Source organism: Methylobacterium fujisawaense, from assembly GCF_039619325.1.
GTDB classification, from domain to species: Bacteria; Pseudomonadota; Alphaproteobacteria; order Rhizobiales; family Beijerinckiaceae; genus Methylobacterium; species Methylobacterium fujisawaense.
This window is the reverse complement of sequence record NZ_CP155000.1, coordinates 2,459,250-2,483,670: the sequence shown is the minus strand read 5'-3', so window position 1 is coordinate 2,483,670 and position 24,421 is coordinate 2,459,250. Positions and strand designations below refer to the sequence as shown.

The window sequence follows — 24,421 nt, the reverse complement described above, 5'->3', positions numbered from 1 at the left end:
TGGGGGTGCAGAGCCGCCCCACCGACGGTGTTTCGCGCGCCGGTGTCGGGTTTTCCTGAGGAGCGTCAAGACGCTGGCGCGGCCCGCGCACGGTCGTCCTCGCGAGCGCAGCGAAGCAACCCCGTCTCGCGCGACGCCTGCCGATGTCGTGCAGCCCTGGGTCGCTTCGCTGCGCTCGCGATGACGGCGGCCCCGAATACCCAGACTCCAGTGGGCCGGGTGCGACGCCTCAGTCTTCTGCTTGCCCCCTACAGCAGCGCGAGATCCGCCGGCTCCGCGCTCGGGAAGATCCGGCGCAGACTCGCCTGATCGAGCCCGTAGAGGCGCCGGAACAGCCCGCCGAGCAGCCCACGGTAATCGGTGAGCACCGGATAGTCCCGGTTCTGGAACAGGTGCGCCTCGTCGGCGCGCACCTGCGGTCCGGCGATCCGCCCACCCCGGACGCCGCCGCCCAGGATCCAGTAGACGCTGCCATGGCCATGGTCGGTGCCGCGGCTGCCGTTCTCCCGGAAGGTGCGCCCGAACTCCGACAGCACGACCACCACCGTGTCGGACCAGCCGGGTCCGATCTCCTCGACGAAGCCGGACAGGCCCCGCCCCAGCTCGCCGAGCCGGTCGGCGAGGTAGCCGGTGCCGGCACCCTGGTTCACGTGCGTGTCCCAGCCGCCGACATCCACGAAGCCGAGATTGAAGTTCTCGCGCATCAGGCGGCCGATCCGCCGCGCCGACAGCTCGAAGCCCTTGGGCGAGACCGCTCCGCGGTCGGCCTGACCGGCATGGTCGGAAATCGTCTGGTAGACCGCGTCGCGCACCCGGAACCCCTCGGTCACGGCGGCGGCCAGCTTGGTGTCGCTGTACATGGCGGCGATGAGGCGCGCCTGCCGGTCGTCGATGCCGGGCTTGCCGACGCCGTTGATGGCGATGTTGGGCACCGTCTCGCCGCCCCGGAAGATCAGCGGCATCTGATCCGTGAAGGCGATCGGCCGGACCCGGGTCAGCTCCGCGGCCAGCCGGGCCATGAAGCCGGAATTGTAGTCGCGGCCGGACCCGACCGTCTGGCCCATCTCGATCGTATCCTGGGTCTCGAAATGGCTCCGGGTCATGTCGTCGGTGCCGGCGAAGGGCACGAAGGCGGCCTGACCCTTGGCGTAGAGCGGCAGGAGCGTCTCGCGCAACGCCGGGTGCAGGCTCCAGTCGGCGTCGAGCGCCAGGGCGGCCTTCGGGTCGGCGGCGTCCGGCTTGGCGATCGCGAGGTTCGGCCGCGACCGGTAGTAGAAATCGCTGCCGGTGGGGATCACCACGTTGGCGGCATCGTAGGCGCCGCGCAGGAACACCACGAGGAGGCGCGCATCGGTCTTGGGGGCCGCCCAGACGCGGCCGGCCACCGTGGACAGGCCGAAAGCCGCGGCGGCGCGGATCAGGTCGCGACGGTTCATCGCATGAACTCCGGCGAGGCGAGGTAGAGGGTGTTCCAGTCCTGCGGCGAGACCGCCTGGGCGAGCGCCGCCCGCGTCGCCGCCGACAGGGTGCCGGACAGCGTCGAGAAGTAGAGTCCGTTGGCGAGCACCGGGAAGGCCGGCTCCTCGGCCTGATCTGGCAGCGTCGGCTTGAACAGGCCGGCCGAGCCCGACCCGATCTGCCGGGCGATCTCGAACCGCGTCGCGAGCTGCCCGGGGCCGCTCCAGGCGGCGGCGTCGAGGGGGTAGCCGTCCGGCGTCGACCGGTTGAACAGGCCCTCGCCGAGGCGGTTCAGCCAGCCCAGCACCGGGCCGGCGTTGCGGATCACCCTTGTGTCGTAGGCCATGCGCAGGGCGGAGAAGACGTAGCGCACCGGGTCCTTGAAGGCGCCGCCGCGCTCGGCCGTAAAGGCCGGCTCGCGCACCAGCGCCTCCATCACCGCGGCGATGTCGCCGTCGCTGCGAGTGAAGACGGCGGCGAGCCGCGCCACCAGGGCGTCGTCGGGCGGCTGACCCAGGAAGTAGGTGGCGAGCGCCCGGGAGACGTTGGTGGCGGTGGCGGGATGGCGGGCGATCAGGTCCACCGCCTCCTCGATCTCCGGCCAGCCGCGTCCCTGGATGCGGGTCCCAAGGAAGACCTTGTCGCCGTAATCGTGCCGGTTGGGGTTGAACGCGAACAGGCCGTCCCGGCGGAAATCGGCGGCATGCTCGGGGCGAAGCTTCGGGGTCTCGGGCTTCATGTCGATGCCGACCCCGCTCAGGATCCGGGCCAGCGCCTCGACATCGCCCTGCGTGTAGCCGGAGCCGACACCCATCGCGTGCAGCTCCATGATCTCGCGGGCGTAGTTCTCGTTCGGCCGGCCGGCCGCGTTGGCGTCGTTGTCGAGGTAGCGCAGCATCGCCGGGTGGCGCAGGCTCGCCATCAGCAGGTCGCGGAAGCGCCCGAGCACGTGCGGACGGATCGCCGTGTCGAGGTAGTCGCCCACCGCGGCGCGCAGGGTGGACTTGCCCTGATGCACGTTGAACCGGTTGAACCAGAACCACGTCAGCCGCTCGCGCAGCTGATCGGGGCTGTAGAGCGCCCGTAGGACCCAGACGGAGGCGGCGTTCCCCGCGGCCATGTTCAGCGCGACCTGGAAGGCCTGCTGGGCGGCCTTCTTGGCGTCGGGGTCCTGGATGTCCTTGAACGCCTTGGCCTGTGCATCCAGCGCCTGGGCCCGTTCGAACAGGCTGCCCGGCGGGGTCAGCGCGTCGACCTGCGCCTGGGCGGCGGGCGGCAGGCGCGATTCGGCCGGCGGATGGAGCTGGGCCTGCAGCCACCGTGCCCGCCCCTCCGCGGTGAGCTGCGCGAAGGCAGACGGGCTGGCGCCCCAGGTCAGGGCATCCAGGAAGGCGGCATCGGCCGCGGCGGCCTGCGGCGGCGCGTCGGCCGCACGGGGGCCCGGGCCCGCCCAGGCCACCAACAGACCAGCAACCAGACAACAGCGTGTTGCGGCGCGCGACATCGCAGCCTCGCGGTGCGTGGATCGGTCGGGGCAGCGTGGTGTCGTGTCCCTGTACCGTGCCTGAAAGGCGGCCCCATCATGCCGGCGTCTTTGCCAATATCGGGGCTTGCCGCTACACGATCCCGAGACCGCGCGAATGCCGCGCCGCGCACCACCACGTTCCGCCGATCCAGAGCGTTCGCTCCATGCTGATGCAGACCAAGACCGAGGCGAGGCCGGCCGATCCGGTGTCGCGGCGGCGCACCTTCGCGATCATCTCCCACCCGGACGCGGGCAAGACCACGCTCACCGAGAAGCTGCTCCTGTTCGGGGGTGCGATCCAGCTCGCCGGCGAGGTCAAGGCCAAGCGCAACCGGGTCTCGACCCGGTCCGACTGGATGGGGATCGAGAAGGAGCGCGGCATCTCGGTGGTCACCTCGGTGATGACCTTCGAGTACGGCGATTGCGTCTTCAACCTCCTCGATACGCCCGGCCACGAGGACTTCTCGGAAGACACCTACCGGACGCTCACGGCGGTCGATTCGGCCGTCATGGTGATCGATGCGGCGAAGGGCATCGAGGCGCGCACCCGCAAGCTGTTCGAGGTCTGCCGCCTCCGCGACATCCCGATCGTCACCTTCATCAACAAGCTCGACCGCGAGGCCCGGGACCCGTTCGAGCTGCTCGACGAGATCGAGAAGACGCTGGCGCTGGACGTCGCCCCGGTGACGTGGCCGATCGGCACCGGCCGCAACTTCTCGGGAACTTACGAACTCGGCGGCAACCGCGTGCGCCGGCTCGACGCCGCCGAGGATGCCGGGATGGTGGCGGTGTCCGGCCCGGACGACCCGCTGTTCGACGAGCTGCTCACTGAGGACGGCGCGGCGGACGCGTGGCGCGAGGAGGTGGAGCTGGCCGAGGGCGGCCTGAAGCCCTTCGACCTCGACGCGTTCCGCGAGGGACACCTGACGCCGGTGTTCTTCGGCTCGGCGCTGCGCAATTTCGGCGTGCGCGACCTCATCGACGGTCTCGCCAAGGTGGCCCCGCCGCCCCGCGGCCAGGACGCCGACAAGCGCCTCGTCGAGCCGACCGAGCCGCGCATGACCGGCTTCGTGTTCAAGATCCAGGCGAACATGGACCCGAACCACCGGGACCGGATCGCCTTCATGCGGGTCTGCTCGGGCAAGCTCAACCGGGGCATGAAGGCCCGGCTGGTGCGCACCGGCAAGCCGATCTCGCTCTCGGCGCCGCAATTCTTCTTCGCCCAGGACCGGGCCATCGCCGACGAGGCCTATGCCGGCGACGTCGTCGGCATCCCGAACCACGGTACCCTCCGGATCGGCGACACGCTCACCGAGGGCGAGGACCTCGTGTTCCGCGGCGTGCCGAGCTTCGCCCCCGAGATCCTGCGCCGGATCAAGCTCACCGACGCCATGAAGGCCAAGAAGCTCCGCGAGGCGCTGCAGCAGATGGGCGAGGAAGGCGTCGTTCAGGTCTTCGTGCCGCAGGACGGCAGCCAGGCGATCGTCGGCGTGGTCGGCGCGCTCCAGCTCGACGTGCTCAAGGAACGGCTCCAGGCCGAGTACGGCCTGCCGGTGGATTACGAGACCTCGCGGTTCTCGGTCTGCCGCTGGGTGTCGTCCGACTCGGAGGCGGAACTCGACAAGTTCGTCGATTCGCACGGATCGGCCATGGCCAAGGACCTCGACGGGGCCCCGGTCTTCATGGCGACCACGGCGTTCTCGCTCCGCTACGAAGAGGAGCGCTACCCGGCGGTGCGCTTCACCGATGTGAAGGACTATCAGAAGCGGGCGGTGTGAGCCGGTCCGGAGCCCCGCTCCGACGGCGGGCGCCGCGCGTCGTCGCGCGCGCGGCGTGACAATCCGGCGGCGTAACGCTCATCGCGGCGGCGCTGCCCGGACCGCTGTGCCGCCCCCGCGACGCCAGGGCCGCGTCAGAACTTGCCGAGCATCGGGAATTCGACGCTCAGACTCGACTCCGAGGCGATCGGCATTTCGCGTTTGCGCGGCTTGCGGTTGAGCACCTGCTTCAGTTTCGACTTCAACACCGCCATGTCGAAGGGCTTGAGGATGAAGGCGTCCGCGCCCGCCTGGTGGGCGAGGTTGATGTCCTCGAAGTCGAAGGACGATTCGGTGAGCATGAAGGGCGTGTTCATCAGCGCGTCGTCGGCCCGGATCTCGCGCAGCAGGCTGAGCCCGTCCATCGGCTCCATGTCGAGGTCGGAGATCACCAGGGCGTAGCGGCGCTGCCGCATCCGCTCCAGGGCTTCCGTCGCGCTGGTGACGCCCTCGACATCCGGGAAGCCGATGCGTGTCATCAGCATCACGATCAGCCGGAGAAGCTTCTCCTGATCGTCGACGATGAGGATCGGGGGCGTATCGCTCTCGGACATCGGCGCGGCTCAGATGAAAAGATGGTCGATGCCCTGGCGGGACATCGCGTCGGACTGGAGCGACAGGCAAAGCCCGTGGATCGCGGAAGCCTTCGGCGTGCCGCGCTGGAGCATCGGCAGAAGGTTGGCCTTCGCGAACAGCGTGTCGTTGCCGGCGGTACGTTGCGCGCTCTTGAACGAGTGGACGAACTCGCGCTTGGCGATCTCGCGCCACTCGCTGATCTGGACATCCCGGTGGCGGCTGTCCGCGCTCACCCGGTCGAAGGTCTCGTGCACCGACGAGCGCTCGCCTTCGATCACCTGGCAGGCGAAATTTCCCTCGATGACCAGGAAGCTTGTGATCACCGCAAACTCGTTCTTCTTCTGGGCGGTCCGGCCGATCTCATTGATCTGCTCGGACCTCTTCGCCGGTTCGGACGACAGGTTCAGGCGTGAGAAGTAGATGATGTGGACGAGGCTCGTCCGTTTCGCCCGCATGATCCCGAGATCCGAAATCCGTATCCGTTCAGCGCTTCCGGTCAGGACGCACCGCGCGTGGCCCTGGCCCGGCCGTATCTTCGCGCGTGTGGAATAACACCGCGTAAACGCGGCCCGATCGCGTCCGACCGTGCGTGGATCCCACCCGGCAGGATCTGCCGGGACCGCCGCCGCGCCCGGCGAACCCTGCCGGGTCCGGAACCCCGCGACTCCGAAATATCAAAGACTTAGCCCTGGCATGCCGGTTGCGGCGCATCGAGCCTGCGGGCCAGAGCGGCGCGTATTGGGATCGTTCGCCATGGATCTTTTTTCCGCCCTGCAGACCTCGGTCTCCGGTCTCCAGGCGCAGTCCTATGCCATCAGCAACATCTCCGGGAACATCGCGAACTCGCAGACGACCGGCTACAAGCGCATCGACACCAGCTTCGTCGATCTGATGGCCGAGACGACGCCGAAACGCGAGGTCGCCGGATCCGTCCTGGCCCAGTCGCAGCTGACGAACACGATTGCCGGCAACGTGGTCTCGTCCAGCGTACCGACCAACATGTCGATCAGCGGCACCGGTTTCTTCACCGTGGTGCAGAAGACCGGTGACGCGAACAATTCGCCAACCTTCAGCGGCGCGAATGTCTACACGCGTCGCGGCGACTTCTCGCAGGACAAGGACGGTTATCTGGTCAACGGCGCGGGTGGGTACCTGACCGGGACCAACCTCGATCCCACGACCGGTCAGGTCACCAGCACGGGCCCCGTCAACATCGGCAACCTCACTCTTCCGGCGCAAGAGACGAAGACGATCACGTATTCGGCCAACCTGCCGGCCACGCCCACGGTGAGCGCCTCGGCTCAGCCACCCAACAGCATCGCCGGTCCATCGATCACGGGCTACACCACGACCGGGGCACCGGTGACGATCAGCATGCGCTGGGTTCAGACGACGACGGCCGGCACCTCGCCCTCGTCGTGGGACTTGTACTACAACAGCAGCACCACCGACACGCCGTCTTGGACGCAGACCGGGCCGGCCTTCACGTTCGACTCAACCGGTAAGCTCACGAGCCCGGCCTCCACCACGCCGGTACCGCTGACCGGCGTGCAGATCGGCGACTATACCTTCTCGTCGCTCAGCCTGGATATCAGCGGCGGGCTGACCCAATACGCGGATGCCAGCGGTGCCGTGACCACCAAGGCGCTGAGCCAGAGCGGCAACAGTGCCGGCACCCTGATGAGCGTCGCCGTGGGTGAGGACGGCAAGATCAACGGCACATTCTCGAACGGTTCGGTGATTCCCGTCGCGACCGTGGGCATCTCGCAATTCGCCGATCCCGACGGGCTGAAGGCCGACGGGAAGGGGAATTATTTGCAGACGGCCGATTCCGGGCCGCCGCTCACCGGTCTCAACGGCAGCACGATCAATGGTGCCAGCATCGAGCAATCCAATACCGACATTGCCAGCGAATTTTCTAAGATGATCGTAACCCAGCAGGCGTACTCTGCGAACACGCGGGTCATGTCGACGGCGCAGACGATGATGTCTGACCTGCTGAACGTGATTCGCTGATTGAGGCCGGGGCTCGCGACGCGGAGGCCGTGATATGTCGCTGAACGCGATTTCGACCGCGACCGCGGGTTTGGCCGCCACGCAGGCGGCCATCAACATCGTCTCGCAGAACGTCGCCAATGCGGGGACTGCGGGCTACGTCAAGCGGACGGTCTCGACGGTCGCCACCGGCACCAACAATTCGGGTGTCGCCGTCGGGACGATCACCCGCAGCTTCGACGCTGCGGCCCTGAACCAGCTCCGGCTGGAGACATCGGGGGCTGCCTACACCAGCACCAAGGCCGGCATCGCCACCCAGCTCGATGCCCTCTACGGGACGCCGGGCAGTTCGACCTCCCTCGACGGCACATTGAACACCTTCACGCAGTCGCTTCAGGAACTCGCGGCGAATCCGACCTCGGCGGCCGCCCGCACGACGGTGCTGGGCAACGCCTCCGCGCTCGCGAGCCTGATCAACAGTTCCGCCGGCACGGTTCAGAACCTGCGTACCGGCATCGAATCGCAACTGGGCAGCGATACGAGCGCCGCCAGCACGCTGCTGGCCAATATCGCGACCCTGAACGGCAAGATCCAGAACAACACCGACAGCACCACGCTGACCGCCCTTCAGGACCAGCGCGACCAGGCGATCAACAGCCTGTCCAGTTACATGGATGTCCAGACGTCCGATCAGAGGGACGGAACGGTCTCGGTGATAACCCGGTCGGGGGTCACACTGGTGGATCACGGAAACGCGGCGACGCTCAGCTTCGACGGACGCGGGATCCTCGACGCCAATTCCGCCTATTCCACCGATCCGACGCAGCGCACGGTCGGCACCATCACGGCCACGCTGCCGGGCGGCGGCAAGATCGATCTCGGCGCCCCCGGCGTGCTGCGCTCCGGGAGCCTGGCCGCCGGGATCGAACTGCGCGACCAGACCCTGCCGCAGGCGCAACGTCAGCTGGACGACCTCGCGGCCGGCCTGGCCAGCGCGCTCAGCGACAAGACCGTCACCGGCACGTCCAACGGCACGCAGACGTCCATCGACCTGACCGGCATCCAGCCGGGCAACACCCTGACCTTCCCGGTGACGGTGAACGGCACGGTGCGCAACGTCATCCTGGTCGCGTCCAACGATGACGCCACGTCAGTCCCCGCGAGCCAGACCAAGGATTCCACGGCCCTCGTCCAGACGTTCAAGATTCCGAGCAGCGGATCGGACTACGCCGGCGCGATCAACACGGCCCTCGGGAATCTCGGTCTCTCCGCTAAAGTTGCGGCTTCGGGCACCGGCGCCGCTCTGGTGATCGGGCCGGCGGCCGGGAGTTCCGACACGGTGACGTCGGCGACGGCCAACATCACCCCGATGTCGTCGGTCAGTGACCTGACCTCGGGCAACCCGTCGCTCGCCCTGTTCGTCGACGGTACGCCCAACAAGCTCTACACCGGCTCGCTCGACAATGGCTCGCAGCTCACCGGATTCGCCCAGCGCATCACGGTTAATGCCGCCCTGTCCGGAAACACGGCGGCGCTCACCCAGACGAGCGCCACCGATCCCAGCGCCTCCGGGTCACGCGCCCAGAAGCTGTTCTCGGCGCTGACCTCCACCCAGCAGACCTTCTCGTCGTCCAGTGGCATCGGCGGTGTCTCGGCGCCCTACAATGCCACCGTGATCGGCTTCGCGCAGGACATCGTCTCGACCCAGGGGGCGGCCTCCGCGAACGCGTCGGCGATCGACGACACCCAGCAGACGGCGCTCTCCACCGCCCAAAGCCGGTTCTCCGCCGGGGCGGGCGTCAATATCGACCAGGAGATGTCGAATCTGATCGCTTTGCAGACCGCCTACGGCGCCAACGCCCGGGTGCTGACGGCGGCCCGCGACATGCTCAACCAGCTGCTGCAGATCTGATCATGACGACGATCACCCCCTTCGCGGCCGGCTCGTACATCACGAATCGCAACGCCTCGCAGCTCCTGACGCTGAAGAACCAGCTCAACGACCTGTCGAACCAGCTCTCCAGCGGTCAGGTCTCGCAGACCTATGGCGGGCTCGGCTCCGGTCGCTCCACAGCGCTGGCGGCTCAGGCCACCTTGAGCGCCCTCAACGGCTATGCCAGCGGCATCACCGCGGCCCAGACCCGGACCAACCTGGCGGTGACGAGCCTGACACAGGTGGCGAGTATCGGGACGAGCACCGCGTCGACCTTGCAGAACGGCCTGCAGAGCGTGGCGGCGAACTCCGTGTCCGGCCGCGCGACGGCGCTGGCCAACCTCCAGACGGTGCTCGACACGCTCAATCAGTCGGCGGCGGGCAATTACCTGTTCGGTGGGACCAACACCGAGACCCAGCCGGTGCTCGATGCGAACACGATCCTCAACGGATCGACCGACTCGACCGGCCAAACGCTCGACGGCCTCACGGATGTCATCAACGAGCGGGTCAGCGCACAGCTGGGCACCCAGAAGAACGGCCGGCTGACGCAGAGCGCGTCGACGGCGATCCCGATCCAGGTCACGGAGGAATCGAACCCCGGGACGCGCGGCAATTTCGGCTTCACCCTCGGCAGCACCGCGACGGCCACGGGGGCTCTGACCGCTTCCGTCTCGAGCACGGTCCCGGCGACCCTGACCGTCAATCTGACGAGCGCGAGCGCCGAGCCGGCCCCCGGCGACAGCATCAGCTTCTCGCTGGTGACACCCGAGGGGACGTCCACGACCATCACGCTGACCGCAGCGACCAGCGTGGTTGCGGGCTCGAACTCCACCTTCGCGATCGGCGCCAACTCCGCCGAAACGATGAAGAACCTCTCCGATACCCTCACGAAGGCGCTGACGGGCGCGGCGAGCAGCACGCTGGCGGTGAAGGCCACAGCCGACGCGGCGACGCAGTTCTTCAGCGGGTCCGTGAACGGGGGGCCGGGCGGAAACGGCGTGATCCCCCAGCGGGTCGTCTATTCCGGAACCAACCCGGTCGGATATGCAAGCCCCGACCCGAACACGACGGTGCTCTGGTACCAGGGCGAGAACACCTACGACACGTCCAAGACGCCGCCGGAGCCGACCTCTGCGATCGATACCCAGTCGGTCCAGGTCAGCGCGACCGGCACCGTCGGCACGGGAGCGCGGGCCAACACGGCCGAGATCCAGAACGTGCTGGCGGGCTTGGCGACCATGGCCTACGCCCTGCCGACCACGAACGATGCCAGCACCTACAACACCTATCAGGCCGTCGCGACCAAGGCCGGCGGGCTGCTGGCTTCCGCCAGCCAGACCCCCAGCGTCCAGGACACGGTCACACAACTGACCATCGCGTCGGCGCGCCTCTCGAACGCCAGTACGACCAACAAGGCCACCCAGAACACCGTCCAGAACACCCTGGACGGAATCGAGCAGGCCTCCCCCGAAGAGGTGATCACCAAGCTGCTCGACGTGCAGAACCGGCTCCAGGCCAGCTATCAGGTCACCTCGACGCTCTCCAAGCTGTCACTGGTGAACTACATCAGCTGATCGTTCACGGAGATTGGTCCCCGACCGAGCGCGGCCGGTATCCGAAAGATCCGTCTCGGCCCGAGCGACCATAGTCTTGCCGTTTTCCGGGATTGAACCGCGGCGTGCGGACGCGCCCACGCGCCGTGATTCGATCGAGGAGAGGTCGGCATGTCGCTGCCCGGACCCATCGAACTCGTCCTTCGCCTCGGGATCGCGCCGCGGATCGGCGCGATCGGGATGGTGGAACAGGCCGTCGACGCGTATCTTGCGGGCTATGCCCATCCCGGCGAGCGCGCCATCGCCCTCGACATCCTGTTGCGCGACCTCGCCCGTCTGCGCTTCCACGAGCCGGATCTCGATCCGTTCATCGGCGAGGTCGAGCAGTACATCGACCAGCTTCACCGGAATCTCGCGCGCCAGGCCGCCTGAGATGCGCGGCCGGCTCCGCATGCTGGCGGTTATGGCGGCTCTCATCGCGGCGGGCCTGTCCGGCGCCGGGACAGCCGCCGCCCTCGATCTCCGGGACCTGCCCAAGACGTCCGGACCTGTGCCGTGCCCCTCCAAGGGGCCGGGCTTCGTGCGCCTGCCGGGGAGCGGCGGCTGCATCCGCATCTCGGGCCGCGTCACGGCGGGAGCGGATCTGGGCGCGGGGCATGGCCTGGCGGCGGCGCCGGCCGTCGCCGGCCGCCTCGCGATCGACAACCGCGCGGACACGGATCTCGGCGAGGTGCGGACCTACCTTCGGATCGGCACCGGCCGCCGTTGAGGCGCGGCTCAGAGGTTGCGCGAGAGGACCAGCGGTCCGCTGCGCACACCGCGGCCGTACGGGGAGGGGGCCGGAATCTGCCGGCCGTAGCCGGACGGCAGCTGAGCCCGGCCGATCTCCTCCGCCAGGGTCTTGATCAGCCCTTCCGATACGGTCTTGGCGCTGGCGAGCACCGTCTGGTTGGCCTCCACGGCCGCGGTGAAACGGCGATGGGCCGTGCGCAGGGCCTCGACCCCGTCGGGATGGAAGCGCTTCAGCGCGACGGCGTTCGCCTTCGCGACCTCGAGGCCCTGCATGTAGGCGGCGGCCAGCGCGGCCTTCGGCTCGGCCGCGGCGACGCCCTCCTGCAGGCGGCCCTCCCGGACGAAGGCAGCCTCCTCGGCGAGCACGGCCTCCAGGGCGGCCATGTTGCCGAGCACGCCAGCCACCAGGGCCTCGGCGGTGACCCGGTCCGCGACGCGCAGCGGTTCAGCCCTTTGCATTGGTCGCTCCATCGCTCGCCGCACCCTGCATCTTCATGATCTCACGGAAAATCGAATCGGCGATGCCGACGCCGCCGCTCTTCACGATCTGGGTCGCGTATTCCTTGGTCAGCATCGAGCGGTAGACACCGCCGCCGGTGCCGTTCTCGCCCAACGGTCCCTCGGTGCCGTCCGATTGGGTCAGCCGATCCAGGCTGTTCTCCAAGAACATCGATTCGAACTCGGTGGCGGTCTTCCAAGCCTTGGCCTTGCTGGCCGACTTGATGACCCCGTCGACGGCGCTCCCGGCGACCGAGGTCCCGATGCCGGCGGCATTGGCCGCGAGACTGGCGAGTTGCAGCATGGTTCGACCCTCCAGGTCCGGTTGATCACATCAGCTCGATGTCGGCCTGAAGCGCGCCGGCGGCCTTGATCGCCTGCAGGATCGAGATCAGATCCCGCGGGCCGACACCCAGCGCGTTGAGGCCATCGACCAGCTCGCGCAGGCTGACACCCTCCTTGACCAGGGCGAGCTTGTTGCCGTCGCCGGTATCGACCTTCACGCCGGTGCGCGGCACCACCACGGTGCGGCCATTGGACAGCGGCGCCGGCTGGCTCACCTGCGGCTGTTCCGTGATGGTGACGGTGAGATTGCCCTGCGCGATCGCCACCGTGGAGACGCGCACGTCCCGGCCCATGACGATGATGCCGGAGCGCTCGTCGACGACGACCCGGGCGGTCTGGTCCGGCTCGACCTTCAACTGCTCCACCTCGGTGATCAGCCGGATCATGTTGCCGTTGTAGCGGGTCGGGATCTGGATCGTGACGGTTGCCGGATCGGTGGGCTCGGCGGTGTCGGCGCCCATGAAGTCGTTGATCGCGGCGGCGATCCGCTTCGAGGTCGTGAAGTCGGGATTGCGCAGGGAGAGCCGCAGCGCGCGTGCGTCGTTCAGCTTGAAGGCGATCTCGCGCTCGATATTGGCGCCGTTGGAGATCCTGCCGTTCGTCGGCACGCCCCGGGTGATCTTGGCGGCATCGCCCTCGGCCGAGAATCCCGCGATCGCCACCGATCCCTGCGCCAGGGCGTAGACCTCGCCGTCGGCGCCGAGGAGCGGCGTAACCAGCAGGGTGCCGCCCTGGAGGGACTTGGCGTCGCCCAGAGACGAGACCGTCACGTCGATCCGCGTGCCCTGTGCGGCGAAGGGCGGCAGGCTCGCCGTCACCATCACGGCGGCGAGGTTCTGCGTCCGCATCGTGGCGCCGCGGGTGTTGACGCCGAGGCGCTCCAGCATCGCCTGCAGCGACTGCTTGGTGAACGGGATGTTGTTGAGCGTGTCGCCGGTGCCGTTGAGGCCGACCACGATCCCGTAGCCGACGAGCTGGTTCTGGCGGACGCCCTCGATGGAGGCGAGGTCCTTGACGCGCGACAGGGCCAGCGCCGGCCCGGGCAGGGCGGCGAGCAGCAGGGCGCCCGCGACGACACCGAGCAGAAACCGGAGGGGACAGAACGCGTGACGCGGGCGCATGCCGGATTTTCGACCAAGAACGGACCTGCCGCCATCCTGCCAGGGCCGTGCCAGTCGAGCCGGTGCGGCAAGGCTTTGAAGGAATGGTATTTTTCGCTCCGGGTCCCCGGCGGCGCGTTCCGGCGCACCGGGACCGAACCTGCCGACCCGGCAGCTTCTGCCGCCTCGTTTACCCGCGCTTAACCCTAGGGGCCGAGTTTCGGGTCCTGCGCGGGGGCGCTTGGAGCAACGCGAACCGGATCATGCGTGTCGAGACTCGCCAGCCGATCCAGAGTGCCGGCGGCGTCGCGGCTCCCCGGAAGCCCGAGGGGGGCGCCGGCTTCAGCCTCGGTGCGGCCCCGGCTCCCGGGACGGGGGCCGGTGCGCCGGCAGCCGCCGCGACTTTGGCCGGGCTGGACGCGGTCCTGCTTCTCCAGTCCGAGGCCGATACACCCCAGGAGCGGCGGCGGCGCTCGGCCCAGCGCGGCCACGACCTTCTCGATGGTCTCGACCGGCTGAAGGCGGCGCTTCTCGGTGGCCGCGTCGCACCGCAGGAGCTGCGCGCCATCGCCGGCCGGCTGAACGAGCGTGCGGGCCTGTCGGGAGATCCGCGGCTGGACGGCCTGATGGCCGAGATCGAGCTGCGGGCCGCGGTGGAACTCGCCAAGCTGGAGATGGCCCGGGGCGTCTGACCGGGCGTCCGCGACGGTCGGCGCGGACAGCGGCACGCCGGCCGGCGGCACCGCGCGCCGCTTCGCCCCGTCGCGCCGTACGCGATAGCTGTTGCGTCGGACGCGAGCCCGGCCCGGCTAAACCACCCGCCGCTTCGGTCCCGCCGGCAGCATCTGCGGCTCGCCCGGTCCGGTCTCGACGCCGAGATCCGGCACCGCGATGATCGGCGCGCCGCGCAGGTCCTTGCGGGTGACGATGGCGCCGCGCTCCTCGAGATAGGCCAGCATCCGCCGCGCCCGGCCGCCCGAACTGGTGCCGTAGGCCTCGGCCAGCATGGTGTCGGTCGGGCAGGGGGCACCCTCGATGGCGGCCCGGGCGACCACCAGGAACAGGCCGGCGAGATCGTCCGGCAGGCTCGCCGCGATCGCCTGGGCCTGCTCCCAGCCGGAATTGTCCGCCACCGCGCCCCCGGCCTCGGCCCGCGCCACGGCGAGTCGCCGCTTGAACTCGGGCAGGCCCATCGTGTCGCCCCGCAGGCGGCGGATGCGGCAGCGGACGGTGAAGTCCTGATAGAGCGTCGCGGGCGTGCAGGCGGCGGCGTCGGCATCTGCCAGCACGGAGGCCAGAACCTCGGCGAGGGCCGCCTCGCGGGCCTCCGGGTCCATGGGCTCCTCCTCCGGCTCCTCGGCGGGCACCGGCGGCCGGTAATTGGCGAGCTGGACGAGCACGTCCGGCGCCGGAGTGGGGCGCGGCTTCGGGCGTGGCGCCAACGGCGCCACGATCTCCTCCGGGCTTGCCGTGAGGATCAGCGCGCGGGCGTCTTCCAGGGCGTCGGGCAGGGGGACGAGGACCGGCGAGGAGCTCCGGCTCACGGTCTGGGTCGGTCCGACCGCGATGGTCAGCGGGCGCCGCGACAGGGCCGGGCCGAGGGCCACGAAATGCCCGCGCGGTAGATCGCGGAACGTCTCGGCCTGCCGGCGCTCCAGGCCGAGCAGGTCGGCGGCGCGGGCCATGTCGATGTCGAGGAAGGTCCGGCCCATCAGGAAGTTCGAGGCCTCGGCCGCCACGTTCTTGGCGAGCTTGGCGAGGCGCTGCGTCGCGATGATGCCGGCGAGGCCGCGCTTGCGGCCGCGGCACATGAGGTTGGTCATCGCGCCGAGCGAGAGGCGCCGGGCCTCGTCCGAGACCTCGCCGGCCGCCGCTGGCGCGAAGAGCTGCGCCTCGTCCACGGCCACCAGCATCGGGTACCAATGGTCGCGGTCGGCGTCGAACAGGCCGCCCAGGAAGGCCGCGGCGGCCCGCATCTGCCCGTCGGCGTCGAGATTTTCCAACGACAGCACCACCGAGACCCGGTGGGTCCGCACCCGGGCGGCGATGCGCTGCAGGGCGACGTCGTCGCCGTCCGCCTCGACCACCACGTGACCGTAGCGGTCGGCGAGGCTGGCGAAATCACCTTCGGGGTCGATGATCGCCTGCTGCACGAGGCCGGCGCTCTGCTCCAGCAGCCGCCGCAGCAGGTGCGATTTGCCGGAACCCGAATTGCCCTGGACCAGAAGCCGCGTGGCGAGCAGTTCGGTGAGGTCGAGGAGCGCGGGGCGCTCGCCGGTCAGGCCGAGATCGATGTCGGAACGCATAAGGCCTCATAGCACGGCCCGACGGATCCGGCTGCGCCGCCGTCGCGCTGTCCACGCTTCCCGCCATACCAGCCGTGCCGCGCCCGGCCTGGACCCGGACGCCGCGGCCCTGTACGGCCACCGGCCTCCCAGAACGAACCCGGATCTACGACACGATGGCGGCCTGCGGCCTCGATTTCGGCACGTCGAACACCACCCTCGGGCATAACGGCCCGGACGGACCGACGCTGCTGCCCCTGGAAGGCGCGCACCGGACGATCCCCAGCGCGATCTTCTTCGAACTCGGCCGGGAGCCCATCATCGGCCGGGCCGCGACGGCGGCCTATGTCGAGGGCCGGTCCGGCCGGATGATGCGCGGCCTGAAATCCGTCCTCGGCACCCCGCTCATGGATGAGGCCACACCGGTCGGCCGCCAGCGGCTGCGCCTGCGCGACGTCATCGCCCGCTATCTCACGGCCGTGAAGGAGCGCGCCGAGGCCGCCTGCGGCCAGAGCCTCGACAGCGTGGTCCATGGCCGCCCGGTCCACTTCGTCGATGGCGATCCGGAGGCGGACCGCCGTGCCGAAGACACGCTGCGGGACATCGCCCGCGACGTCGGCTTCCGGGAGGTCTCGTTCCAGTACGAGCCGATCGCGGCCGCCCTCGACTACGAGCGGCAGGTCCGGTCCGAGGAGATCGCGCTGGTCGCCGATATCGGCGGCGGCACGTCGGATTTCTCGATCGTGCGCCTCGCGCCGGAGCGCCGGGGGCGGCCGGACCGGGCCGGCGACATCCTGGCCAATGACGGCGTGCGGATCGGCGGCACCGATTTCGACCGTCAGCTCAGCCTCGGCACGGTGATGCCGCTCCTCGGCCTCGGAAGCCCGATGCGCCGGGGCGACCTCGCGGTGCCGAACGCCTATTACCACGACCTCGCCACGTGGTCGGCGATCAACCGTCTCTACAATCAGAAGACCCTGCGGGAGATCGACGAGGTGATCCGCGACGGCGCCCGGCCCGACCTGCTCGCGCGGCTGCGCGAGGCGGTGGAGGGGGAGCGCGGGCACGCCCTCGCCGGAGCGGTGGAAGGCGCCAAGATCGCGGCCTCCGAGCAGGATGCGACGGTGCTCGATCTCGGCCTTCTGGAGCGCGGCCTCTCCGTGCCGGTGGATCGCGCGACCCTGTCGGCCCAGACCGGTGACCTCGCGCGGGCCGTGGCGGCCCGGATCGCGCGCTGCCTCGCGCAGGCGGAATTGCCGGCCGACCGGGTCGACGCCCTGTTCCTGACCGGCGGGTCCACCGGCCTGCCGCATCTGCGCGCCGCGCTCACGGCCGCGCTGCCCGCCGCCCGGGTTGTGGAGGGGGACACGTTCGGTTCGGTGGGGCTGGGCCTGACCATCGAGGCGGCCCGGCGCGGCGCCTGATCCGCAGTGCCGGCTGATCCGGCGCCTGCAACGGGGCCCGATCCCTGATGTTTGCCCGCGTTGTCAGGCCGAACGCTTGCGCTTACAACTGTATTTACGGTCGACAGTTCGTAATACGAGCGGATATTGTTGCGTCTTAGAGTCTATAGAACAGGATGTGTGGATTGGGATTGGCGATCTGTCGACCTGATCGGCCCGAATAGGTTCGTGCCGGGTACGAGGGGAGAAGGCGTATGTTGAGCAGGCGGATGTTCACCGGTTGTGTGCTCTGCGCAGCGATCGGCCTCGTGGCGGAAGACGCATCGGCTCAGGCGCCGAGGGGAATAAGACGGACGATTACATCCCGTGTCGATGGCCCGACGCAGGGTTACGAGACGCTTCAAGTCATCGTCGATGTCGAGCCGAACTTCCTCATCGATTGGCACACCCATCCCGGCACCGAGGCGGGCTACGTGCTGGAAGGCGTCGGCGAGTTCCGCGTCAAGGACGCGGAGACGCAGCAGATCAAGCCCGGATCCTCCTGGGTGACCCCGCCGGAAACCCCGCACACGCTGAAGAACGGACCGCAGGCAAGCAAGCTGTTCGTCACCTTCACGGTGCAGAAGGGCAAGCCGCTGGCGACACCGGTCCCGGCGCCGACGTAAGCGCCCGGCATCGGGAGCGATGCGCAGGATCTGCCGCAGACGGCCTGATCACCGGTCGCGACGGGGCGCCCGGCACGACCGGGCGCCGCGCGCCGGCCGGCGATTGACGGGCCGGCCCTGATCCCCGACAAGGCGGTCCCTTCCGCTCGGAGACAACGGCGGCCCATCCGGGCTCCTCCGCGCCGCCTCGCCCGATGCTGTTCAACTCCTTCGTCTTCCTCCTCGCCTTCCTGCCGACCGCGCTGATCCTGCACGGGCTGGTGGCGCGCGCCGCGCCCGGGTGGCGGCTGCCGCTCCTCGTCGGCCTGTCCTTCGTGTTCTACGGCTGGTGGGATGTCCGGTTCGTGCCGCTGCTCGCCGGCTCGATCCTGGCGAACTGGTGTGTGGCCCGTCTCTATCGGCACAGGCCCGGCCGATGGCTGATCCCGGTCGCCATCGCCGCCAACCTCGCCCTCCTGGGGGTGTTCAAGTACCTCGATTTCGCAGCCGATCTCGCCAACCTGATCCCCGGCCTGGAGGCGCAGCGGCTCGGCCTCGCCCTGCCGCTCGGCATCTCGTTCTTCACCTTCCACCACATCATGTATCTCGCCGACCTGCGGGCCGGCCGGGCGCCGAGCTTCGGACTCGTGAAATACGCCCTCTACATCGCCTTCTTCCCGCAGGTTCTCGCCGGCCCGCTCGTGCGCTGGAGCGAGATCATGCACCAGTTCGACGAGGCGCCCTACGCGCGGCCCGACGCCGCCGAGCGCTTCGCCCGCGGGCTGATGCTGCTCACGGTGGGGCTGGCCAAGAAGGTGTTCCTCGGCGATCCGCTCGCGGAATACGTGAATCCGGTCTTCCAGGCCGCCGCCGCCGGCAAGGCCGTCACGGTGGTGGAGGCGTGGCAGGCGACGCTGGGCTTCACCTTCCAGATCTATTTCGACTTCTCCGGCTACACCGACATGGCGCTGGGCATCGCGCTGCTGTTCGGCCTCGTCCTGCCCCAGAATTTCGACGCGCCCTACCGCGCCACCTCCCTGCGCGACTTCTGGCGGCGTTGGCACATGACCCTGTCGCGCTTCCTGCGCGACTACCTCTACGTGCCGATGGGCGGGAACCGCCGCGGGCTGCCGCGGCAGGTCGGGGCGCTCGCCGCCACCATGACGCTGGGCGGCCTCTGGCACGGGGCGGGCCTGACCTTCCTCGCCTGGGGGGCGCTCCACGGGATCGGCCTCGGGGCCGGGGTGCTGGCGCGCCGCGCCCGGATCGCGATCCCCGCGCCCCTCGGCTGGGCGCTCACCAGCCTGTTCGTCGTGCTCACCTGGGTGCTGTTCCGGGCGACGAGCTTCGAGGCGGCCCTCGTGATCTTCAAGGGCCTGTTCGGGCTGGCGCCCAGGGGCTCGGGCTTCAAGTGGCGCACCATCGCCATCGCCGCCCTGGTCGCCACGGTCGGGCCCACCGCCTGGACTGCGGTGCACCGCCTGCCGCCGCGGCGGCTCCTCGCCTGCGGCTTCGCGCTGCTGTTCGTGCTCGTCCTGCTGAAGATCGGCGACGATGCGAACTACGAGTTCATCTACTTCCAGTTCTGAGGATGGCGCCCGCTCCCCCCACCACCGATCGGGACTGGCGTGCCTTCGTCCGCATCCTGGCCCTGTCGATGGTCGGCCTGTTCGCGGGCTATCTGGCCCTCGCGGTCGTGGTCGATCCCTACGAGACCGGACGCTCGACGCTGCTGTCCCGGGGCGCCGTGCGGCCGCAGGGACCCCGCACCGCCTCGGCCATGCGCGGGCGCGATCCGGCCTATTCAGGCGTGGTGATCGGCAATTCGCATATCCAGCTGATCGAGCCGGCAGCACTGACGCGGCTCACCGGCATTCCGTTTCTGCAGCTCTCGGTGCCCGCCACCGGTCCCTCCGAGCAGTTCGCCCTGCTCGGCTGGTATCTGAAGCACCATGCGAGGCCCGACGCGATCGTGCTCTCGGCCGACGCATTCTGGTGCGCGGACGACCCCGCCTTTCCGAGCGAGCATGGATTCCCCTACTGGCTCGTGGGCGACTGGCCCGCCTATCTGAGGGGGCTCATCCGCTTCTCGGCCGCGCAGGAGACGGTCAACCGCCTCGGCTGGCTCCTGAATCCGCGCCACAAGACCGCCGCGGCCGACGGCTGGTGGGATTACGAGCGCAACTACCTGAGCCAGGGCTTCGGCATCGATCCGGCCAAGAAGGCGGCCCTGGAAAAGCCGGTCGGACCCGAGCCGGAGCCGCATCATGGCGGCCCGTTCCCGATCGCAGCGCGGCTGCGCACCGAACTGGCCCGTATCCCGGCGGCGACGCCGGTCGTGGTGGTCTTTCCCCCGGTCTACGCCCGGGCCGAGCCGCCGCCCGGCAGCCCTCGGGCGCGGGCCGAGGCCGCCTGCCGGGCCGAAGTGCGCGCTGTGCTCGCGCAGCACGCCCTGAGCACGGTGGTCGACTGGCGCGACGGCCGGTCCGCGGCGGCGGATCCGGACCAGTTCTTCGATCAGACCCATTACAGGCTGCCGCTCGCCCGAGGCCTCACCGCTGAAATCGCCGCCGCGATCGTACGGCTGCGGACCCGATGACAGCGTAAAAGATCTGTACCGTGGCCTGTTTGCCGCACGCGGCGATGCAGTGACAGCCGGTTACAACCCCTGCATCTGTGTGCGTTGTAGCGCTGAGGCACCTCGACTATACGGCACCTCACGTTATCGCCGCACACCGGCCATCCCCTGGTGGGCGGTTTACCATCCAGCGAGGGTGACGCATGGCGAAGGTGCAGCTGGAGGACGGCTACGTCCCGTCCGACGACGAGCCCTTCATGAATGACCGGCAGCGCGAATACTTTCGGCGCAAGCTGCTCAGCTGGAAGAACGACATCCTGCGCGAAGCGCAGGATACGCTGGTGGCGCTCCAGAGCGAGAACGAGAACCATCCCGACCTCGCCGATCGCGCCTCGTCCGAGACGGACCGGGCGATCGAGCTCCGGGCGCGGGACCGGCAGCGGAAGCTCACCGGCAAGATCGACGCGGCTCTCGCCCGGATCGAGGACGGGTCCTACGGCTTCTGCGAGGAGACCGGCGAGCCGATCTCCCTGCGCCGGCTCGACGCGCGGCCGATCGCCACCCTGTCGCTCGAAGCCCAGGAGCGGCACGAGCGCCGCGAGCGGGTCTACCGCGACGACTGAGCGCGGTCCGGCTCAACGCCGGGGCGCCGCTGTTTCCGATCGCGTGGTCTACTGCGTCAGGCGCAGCGCGCCGATGCTCGCCTGGATCGTCTGGAAGGCCTTGATCAGGTCGTCCGACGTGTTGGCGAGGAAGTATTGGTCGGCCGACGAGGCGCAGTTCTTCAGCAGGGTCTGACCCGCCGCGTCGATCGGGTCGGACGGAATGCTGAAACCGATCGTGTAGATCGAGATGTTCACCGCCTTGGCGTTGCTGCACGCCTCCGCCGTCAGGGCGTCGAGGGCGGAGCGGGCCGTGTTCGCATCCGCGATGTTCTGGTATTTCGGCGGCATGCGCGGATTGGGTGTCGTGCCGTTGGCGTTCTTGAAGTAGGCGGCCGCAAAATAGAGCGATCCGGTGGGCGCGTACGGATTGGCGCTCCAGCTGTTGGTGCCGTCCGTCATCAGGATGATGACCTTGTTGATCGTCGACGCGTTCGAGCTGTTCGCGCTCGACGCGTAAGGCTGACCGTCGGCGAAGACGCTGTTGGGCGAGAGCGTGCGCCAGCCCCACATGAACCCTTCATGGATATTGGTCGATCCCAGCGGCGCCATGTTGTTGATGAGGGTCTTCAGGGTCGATGTGTTGTTGGTCAGCCGTTGAAGCGGTTGAGTCGTGCAGCCGAAATTCGGACCGTTCGGGATGCCGAGGGGAGAGGCGGACACGGCGTCCGTCGGGTTGACGTACTTGCACGCCTGTCCGAGCGCCGTCGTGTAGGAATTGCTGTTCTGGCAGCTGCCGCCGGTGCGGTCGTCGAGGTAGCTGTTGTAGCTGTAGGCCGTCGGATTCTGGCTGCCGACGGGGAAGGGAGCGACCTGCGCACTGGCATCCCCCGGCTCGTCCGGTGCCAGGAGGGGCACGTAGTAGGAATCCTTGTTCGAGGCGGTTGGCGCGCCGTCCTGCACGTTGAGCGGGTACGACAGCGTTTCGAGGCACCCGGCCCAGCCCCAGGCGCGGTTGACGGCCTGCAGTTTGGCAAAGACGTCGAAGCGGCTCTTGAACGGCGCGGGGGGCGACTGGACAATATTGGTCCAGTGGTAGCTCGATATGCCGTTCAGATCGATCCAGGAGGCGTAGCGGTAGGCCGTCGGATCGACCGCCACGGCGCCGGCGAAGGGCACGATCGCGATCTTGGTCGCGCTGGAGAAGGCCGCGCTGGTGTAGACGTAGTCCACGAAGTTCGCCGCAGCCGACTGCACGGCCTTGAGCTTCGACTGGCCGCCGCTCGATTCCGCCATCGAACCGGTATTGTCCAGCACCAGTGCGATCTCGAAGGTCTTCGGAAGCGGGGTGGCGCATTGCGCCACCGCGCCCGGATTGATCCGCTTGGTGCCGGTGAGCGCGCCGAAGAAGGTCGTCGACAGCTTGTGCGTGGTCAGGGTGATCTTGCGGGGGTTGTTGGTGATGGCCAGAGGATCGACCACGAGGTTCGCGGTCCCCATGGCGCCGGTCATGGTCGTCACGGCGAGGGTGTTGAGGTCGGCCTGCGGCGTGGCGAGCGGCGTCTGGCAGAGGAGCAGGGCGGTGGCATCGGTCGCGGCCTGCAGCTTCGTCTCCAGCCGTGTGGCGAACCCGTAATCGATCGCCGCGCCGCCGAGCATCAGCATCGGCACGCTGAGGAACGCGAACAGCAGCGCGACGTTGCCGCCGCGATCGTGGAAGAACCGGGGTCGCCGCGGCTTGGGCGCGCTGTCAGGACGCACGATTGACCACTGTGCCATCGCAATTCGCGTGTTTGGTGTCCGGAAGGACGACCTCGGTGTACGTGTTGGCGCCGTAGGCCTTTCCGCCGCGGGTCGGCCAAGGCGCACTGCTCTTGAATGTGATCGTGCCGCTGACGCCCTTGGCGAGCTTGACCAGGGTGCTGCCGATCATCGGCGCGTAGCTGATGGTGACTTCCGCCTGGACGTAGCGCATCCCCGGCGTCAGGTAGCCGTCCGGGACGGTGAGGTCGGTCGCGGATCCGGGGCTGCGCGCGGTGGCGTTGGCGTTGGCGACGCTGGAGCAGACCAGCGGAACCGGGCTCGGGTTCTTCAGGTCGACGCCCATGGCGCTGACCACAATCGTGACCTTCGACGTATCGAACGGGCGCATCACCGCCGTGGCGGAGGCGATGATGTCGTTCATCAAGGTGGGGCTGATCGGGTTCTGCGTGTCGCCCTGCGCCGTCAGATCCGCCACGGTGCGGGCGAGCTGCGTGAGCTTGCGCCACTCGTCGATGGCGTGCGCCACCTCGGTCATGCCGGCCCAGATCGCGAGCAGGAGCGGCAGGATGACGGCGAATTCGACCATCGCGCCGCCACGCCCGTCGCGCCGCAGCCGCGCTGCCTGGCGGGCTAGGACGGAGACGACGGGCATGGGCTCCCTCCGACGATCTGGTAGGGCTCGGTCCGGAACACCGCGGTGGAGGTCAGAAGGCTCGATCCCGCTGCGGAGCCGCTGGTGAATTGCCGCGTGTTCAGACCCATCAGGTTGAAGAAGGTCGGGAACGGCACCGCCGCGGTGACGATCACGATCGTCCCCGGCGAAGCGCATTTGTAGTTGCTGCCGAAGCTGGTGTTCCACGTACCCGTCGCGGTATCGATCGGCTTGGCGGCGGTGGCATTCGCGAAGCTGCTCGCCGTCGCGACGTCGATCTTGACGTTCTGGCAATTGAAGACCGTGGCGACGGGCGTGCTGGCCGGACCGCACATCCGGGTCTTCAGGGCCGCGAGCAGGATCGCCGGATCGGTCTGACCCGCCGTGTCGAGCTGGAACTGGCCGGTGAAGATCGTCCGGACCGCGTTCTGCAGGGCGCGATCGAAGTTCTGCGTCGCCCAGATCTGGAAGGCGATCTGGATGACCGCGCCGCACAGCGCGAGAAAGGGCAGCGCCACGAGGGCGAATTCGACCGCGGCCGCGCCGCTGGCGTCACGCCCCAGGCTCTTCAGCAGACAACCTGACGTCGCTTTGCTCCGCGCGCTGAAGTGTCTTCGGGCGTTCATGAGCAAGCAGATCAGTCAGACATGGCCATACAAGTCGATGTGAGGCCAAGATTTTGCAAAACTCTTAATTCGATCGGCGAGAGCTGGTTTATCCAGGGACTACTACTTTTGGTTGTATCGACGCGGGCCGATCGACGAGGCGCCGTTGACCCGATTGGGTTGCGCACCAAGTTCCCTCTGCGCAAGCCCCACCGGAGACCCGCATGAGAGGCCCACCGATCGCGCTCCTGCTCGGCGCGATGGCGCTCGCGCTCGGCGCCTGTGACGCGCCG

The 24,421-nt window shown here is 68.8% G+C and carries 23 protein-coding genes; 12 read left to right on the top strand and 11 right to left on the bottom strand.

Features of this window, described 5'->3' with window-relative positions:
- Positions 1 to 248: 248 nt before the first annotated feature.
- Together ABC766_RS11735 and ABC766_RS11730 are read right to left on the bottom strand one after the other, a co-directional pair.
- A complete protein-coding gene (locus ABC766_RS11735; protein WP_043381744.1) occupies positions 249 to 1,436 on the bottom strand; it encodes a DUF1501 domain-containing protein in 1,188 nt (395 codons plus the stop codon).
- Positions 1,433 to 2,962 carry a DUF1800 domain-containing protein gene (locus ABC766_RS11730; RefSeq protein WP_345822306.1) on the bottom strand — a complete coding sequence of 510 codons (1,530 nt, stop codon included), beginning with the start codon at positions 2,960 to 2,962 and terminating at the stop codon, positions 1,433 to 1,435. Before ABC766_RS11730 ends, ABC766_RS11735 begins: the two co-directional genes overlap by 4 nt.
- Positions 2,963 to 3,147: 185 nt before the next feature.
- On the opposite strand from ABC766_RS11730, the gene ABC766_RS11725 reads away from it, so the two are divergent.
- Positions 3,148 to 4,761 carry a peptide chain release factor 3 gene (locus tag ABC766_RS11725; RefSeq protein ID WP_043381739.1) on the top strand — a complete coding sequence of 538 codons (1,614 nt, stop codon included), beginning with the start codon at positions 3,148 to 3,150 and terminating at the stop codon, positions 4,759 to 4,761.
- A 134-nt stretch (positions 4,762 to 4,895) separates the two neighbouring features.
- Here ABC766_RS11725 and ABC766_RS11720 read toward each other — a convergent pair whose 3' ends face one another.
- Both ABC766_RS11720 and ABC766_RS11715 read right to left on the bottom strand, forming a co-directional pair.
- Positions 4,896 to 5,354 carry a response regulator gene (locus tag ABC766_RS11720; RefSeq protein WP_043352244.1) on the bottom strand — a complete coding sequence of 153 codons (459 nt, stop codon included), beginning with the start codon at positions 5,352 to 5,354 and terminating at the stop codon, positions 4,896 to 4,898.
- A 9-nt stretch (positions 5,355 to 5,363) separates the two neighbouring features.
- A complete protein-coding gene (locus ABC766_RS11715; RefSeq protein ID WP_043352241.1) occupies positions 5,364 to 5,831 on the bottom strand; it encodes a BLUF domain-containing protein in 468 nt (155 codons plus the stop codon).
- A 298-nt stretch (positions 5,832 to 6,129) separates the two neighbouring features.
- Here ABC766_RS11715 and ABC766_RS11710 point away from each other — a divergent pair, with 298 nt between their 5' ends.
- The 5 genes from ABC766_RS11710 (at position 6,130) to ABC766_RS11690 (ending at position 11,629) form a co-directional block, all read left to right on the top strand.
- Entirely contained in the window at positions 6,130 to 7,392 is a 1,263-nt protein-coding gene (locus ABC766_RS11710; protein ID WP_043352240.1) for a flagellar hook protein FlgE, read from the top strand.
- Positions 7,393 to 7,426: 34 nt separating this feature from the next.
- The gene (flgK, locus tag ABC766_RS11705) at positions 7,427 to 9,283 is read left to right on the top strand and encodes a flagellar hook-associated protein FlgK (protein ID WP_345822305.1); all 1,857 of its coding nucleotides are present in this window, start codon (positions 7,427 to 7,429) and stop codon (positions 9,281 to 9,283) included.
- Positions 9,284 to 9,285: 2 nt separating this feature from the next.
- Positions 9,286 to 10,881, top strand: coding sequence for a flagellin (locus ABC766_RS11700; RefSeq protein ID WP_345822304.1), 1,596 nt, complete (start codon positions 9,286 to 9,288; stop codon positions 10,879 to 10,881).
- Between the two features lie 150 nt (positions 10,882 to 11,031).
- Entirely contained in the window at positions 11,032 to 11,292 is a 261-nt protein-coding gene (locus ABC766_RS11695; RefSeq protein ID WP_345822303.1) for a hypothetical protein, read from the top strand.
- A gap of 1 nt (position 11,293) precedes the next feature.
- On the top strand, positions 11,294 to 11,629 hold the full coding sequence (locus tag ABC766_RS11690) for a hypothetical protein (RefSeq protein WP_345822302.1): 336 nt from the start codon (positions 11,294 to 11,296) through the stop codon (positions 11,627 to 11,629).
- Between the two features lie 8 nt (positions 11,630 to 11,637).
- Here the strand turns inward: ABC766_RS11690 and ABC766_RS11685 are convergent, their stop codons facing one another.
- Genes ABC766_RS11685 through ABC766_RS11675 form a run of 3 tightly spaced genes read right to left on the bottom strand, consistent with a single transcriptional unit; the run spans position 11,638 to position 13,616 of the window.
- Positions 11,638 to 12,111, bottom strand: coding sequence for a hypothetical protein (locus tag ABC766_RS11685; RefSeq protein WP_043352231.1), 474 nt, complete (start codon positions 12,109 to 12,111; stop codon positions 11,638 to 11,640).
- Positions 12,098 to 12,454 (bottom strand): rod-binding protein, encoded by a 357-nt coding sequence (locus ABC766_RS11680; RefSeq protein WP_043381723.1) that lies wholly within the window; start codon positions 12,452 to 12,454, stop codon positions 12,098 to 12,100. The genes ABC766_RS11685 and ABC766_RS11680 overlap by 14 nt, the downstream gene beginning before the upstream one ends.
- 25 nt (positions 12,455 to 12,479) lie before the next feature.
- Positions 12,480 to 13,616: a flagellar basal body P-ring protein FlgI gene (locus tag ABC766_RS11675; RefSeq protein ID WP_043352227.1), complete on the bottom strand. Its 1,137-nt coding sequence runs from the start codon at positions 13,614 to 13,616 to the stop codon at positions 12,480 to 12,482.
- A 242-nt stretch (positions 13,617 to 13,858) separates the two neighbouring features.
- On the opposite strand from ABC766_RS11675, the gene ABC766_RS11670 reads away from it, so the two are divergent.
- Positions 13,859 to 14,287 (top strand): flagellar assembly protein FliX, encoded by a 429-nt coding sequence (locus tag ABC766_RS11670; protein WP_043760456.1) that lies wholly within the window; start codon positions 13,859 to 13,861, stop codon positions 14,285 to 14,287.
- Between the two features lie 117 nt (positions 14,288 to 14,404).
- Here ABC766_RS11670 and ABC766_RS11665 read toward each other — a convergent pair whose 3' ends face one another.
- Entirely contained in the window at positions 14,405 to 15,901 is a 1,497-nt protein-coding gene (locus ABC766_RS11665; protein WP_043381719.1) for an ATP-binding protein, read from the bottom strand.
- Positions 15,902 to 16,056: 155 nt separating this feature from the next.
- Between ABC766_RS11665 and ABC766_RS11660 the strand changes: the two genes are divergently transcribed.
- The 5 genes from ABC766_RS11660 (at position 16,057) to dksA (ending at position 21,128) form a co-directional block, all read left to right on the top strand.
- Entirely contained in the window at positions 16,057 to 17,304 is a 1,248-nt protein-coding gene (locus ABC766_RS11660) for an Hsp70 family protein (protein ID WP_043381716.1), read from the top strand.
- A gap of 248 nt (positions 17,305 to 17,552) precedes the next feature.
- Positions 17,553 to 17,948, top strand: a complete 396-nt coding sequence (locus ABC766_RS11655; RefSeq protein WP_345822301.1) for a cupin domain-containing protein — start codon at positions 17,553 to 17,555, stop codon at positions 17,946 to 17,948.
- A 194-nt stretch (positions 17,949 to 18,142) separates the two neighbouring features.
- On the top strand, positions 18,143 to 19,516 hold the full coding sequence (locus ABC766_RS11650; RefSeq protein ID WP_345822300.1) for an MBOAT family O-acyltransferase: 1,374 nt from the start codon (positions 18,143 to 18,145) through the stop codon (positions 19,514 to 19,516).
- Between the two features lie 2 nt (positions 19,517 to 19,518).
- Complete coding sequence (locus ABC766_RS11645) at positions 19,519 to 20,526, top strand: hypothetical protein (protein WP_345822299.1); 1,008 nt, start codon at positions 19,519 to 19,521, stop codon at positions 20,524 to 20,526.
- A 182-nt stretch (positions 20,527 to 20,708) separates the two neighbouring features.
- Positions 20,709 to 21,128, top strand: coding sequence for an RNA polymerase-binding protein DksA (gene dksA, locus ABC766_RS11640; protein ID WP_012322444.1), 420 nt, complete (start codon positions 20,709 to 20,711; stop codon positions 21,126 to 21,128).
- A 48-nt stretch (positions 21,129 to 21,176) separates the two neighbouring features.
- Here the strand turns inward: dksA and ABC766_RS11635 are convergent, their stop codons facing one another.
- Genes ABC766_RS11635 through ABC766_RS11625 form a run of 3 tightly spaced genes read right to left on the bottom strand, consistent with a single transcriptional unit; the run spans position 21,177 to position 24,149 of the window.
- Entirely contained in the window at positions 21,177 to 22,886 is a 1,710-nt protein-coding gene (locus tag ABC766_RS11635) for a TadE/TadG family type IV pilus assembly protein (protein ID WP_043760459.1), read from the bottom strand.
- Positions 22,858 to 23,523, bottom strand: coding sequence for a TadE/TadG family type IV pilus assembly protein (locus ABC766_RS11630; protein WP_345822298.1), 666 nt, complete (start codon positions 23,521 to 23,523; stop codon positions 22,858 to 22,860). Before ABC766_RS11630 ends, ABC766_RS11635 begins: the two co-directional genes overlap by 29 nt.
- Entirely contained in the window at positions 23,502 to 24,149 is a 648-nt protein-coding gene (locus ABC766_RS11625) for a TadE/TadG family type IV pilus assembly protein (RefSeq protein WP_078947025.1), read from the bottom strand. Before ABC766_RS11625 ends, ABC766_RS11630 begins: the two co-directional genes overlap by 22 nt.
- Positions 24,150 to 24,421 lie beyond the last annotated feature (272 nt).

Bases quoted from the DNA above. Each gene is read 5' to 3' on its own strand.
- ABC766_RS11735 (WP_043381744.1), bottom strand. From the start codon at position 1,436: ATGAACCGTCGCGACCTGATCCGCGCCGCCGCGGCTTTCGGCCTGTCC.
- ABC766_RS11730 (WP_345822306.1), bottom strand. From the start codon at position 2,962: ATGTCGCGCGCCGCAACACGCTGTTGTCTGGTTGCTGGTCTGTTGGTG.
- ABC766_RS11725 (WP_043381739.1), top strand. From the start codon at position 3,148: ATGCTGATGCAGACCAAGACCGAGGCGAGGCCGGCCGATCCGGTGTCG.
- ABC766_RS11720 (WP_043352244.1), bottom strand. From the start codon at position 5,354: ATGTCCGAGAGCGATACGCCCCCGATCCTCATCGTCGACGATCAGGAG.
- ABC766_RS11715 (WP_043352241.1), bottom strand. From the start codon at position 5,831: ATGCGGGCGAAACGGACGAGCCTCGTCCACATCATCTACTTCTCACGC.
- ABC766_RS11710 (WP_043352240.1), top strand. From the start codon at position 6,130: ATGGATCTTTTTTCCGCCCTGCAGACCTCGGTCTCCGGTCTCCAGGCG.
- flgK (WP_345822305.1), top strand. From the start codon at position 7,427: ATGTCGCTGAACGCGATTTCGACCGCGACCGCGGGTTTGGCCGCCACG.
- ABC766_RS11700 (WP_345822304.1), top strand. From the start codon at position 9,286: ATGACGACGATCACCCCCTTCGCGGCCGGCTCGTACATCACGAATCGC.
- ABC766_RS11695 (WP_345822303.1), top strand. From the start codon at position 11,032: ATGTCGCTGCCCGGACCCATCGAACTCGTCCTTCGCCTCGGGATCGCG.
- ABC766_RS11690 (WP_345822302.1), top strand. From the start codon at position 11,294: ATGCGCGGCCGGCTCCGCATGCTGGCGGTTATGGCGGCTCTCATCGCG.
- ABC766_RS11685 (WP_043352231.1), bottom strand. From the start codon at position 12,111: ATGCAAAGGGCTGAACCGCTGCGCGTCGCGGACCGGGTCACCGCCGAG.
- ABC766_RS11680 (WP_043381723.1), bottom strand. From the start codon at position 12,454: ATGCTGCAACTCGCCAGTCTCGCGGCCAATGCCGCCGGCATCGGGACC.
- ABC766_RS11675 (WP_043352227.1), bottom strand. From the start codon at position 13,616: ATGCGCCCGCGTCACGCGTTCTGTCCCCTCCGGTTTCTGCTCGGTGTC.
- ABC766_RS11670 (WP_043760456.1), top strand. From the start codon at position 13,859: ATGCGTGTCGAGACTCGCCAGCCGATCCAGAGTGCCGGCGGCGTCGCG.
- ABC766_RS11665 (WP_043381719.1), bottom strand. From the start codon at position 15,901: ATGCGTTCCGACATCGATCTCGGCCTGACCGGCGAGCGCCCCGCGCTC.
- ABC766_RS11660 (WP_043381716.1), top strand. From the start codon at position 16,057: ATGGCGGCCTGCGGCCTCGATTTCGGCACGTCGAACACCACCCTCGGG.
- ABC766_RS11655 (WP_345822301.1), top strand. From the start codon at position 17,553: ATGTTCACCGGTTGTGTGCTCTGCGCAGCGATCGGCCTCGTGGCGGAA.
- ABC766_RS11650 (WP_345822300.1), top strand. From the start codon at position 18,143: ATGCTGTTCAACTCCTTCGTCTTCCTCCTCGCCTTCCTGCCGACCGCG.
- ABC766_RS11645 (WP_345822299.1), top strand. From the start codon at position 19,519: ATGGCGCCCGCTCCCCCCACCACCGATCGGGACTGGCGTGCCTTCGTC.
- dksA (WP_012322444.1), top strand. From the start codon at position 20,709: ATGGCGAAGGTGCAGCTGGAGGACGGCTACGTCCCGTCCGACGACGAG.
- ABC766_RS11635 (WP_043760459.1), bottom strand. From the start codon at position 22,886: ATGGCACAGTGGTCAATCGTGCGTCCTGACAGCGCGCCCAAGCCGCGG.
- ABC766_RS11630 (WP_345822298.1), bottom strand. From the start codon at position 23,523: ATGCCCGTCGTCTCCGTCCTAGCCCGCCAGGCAGCGCGGCTGCGGCGC.
- ABC766_RS11625 (WP_078947025.1), bottom strand. From the start codon at position 24,149: ATGAACGCCCGAAGACACTTCAGCGCGCGGAGCAAAGCGACGTCAGGT.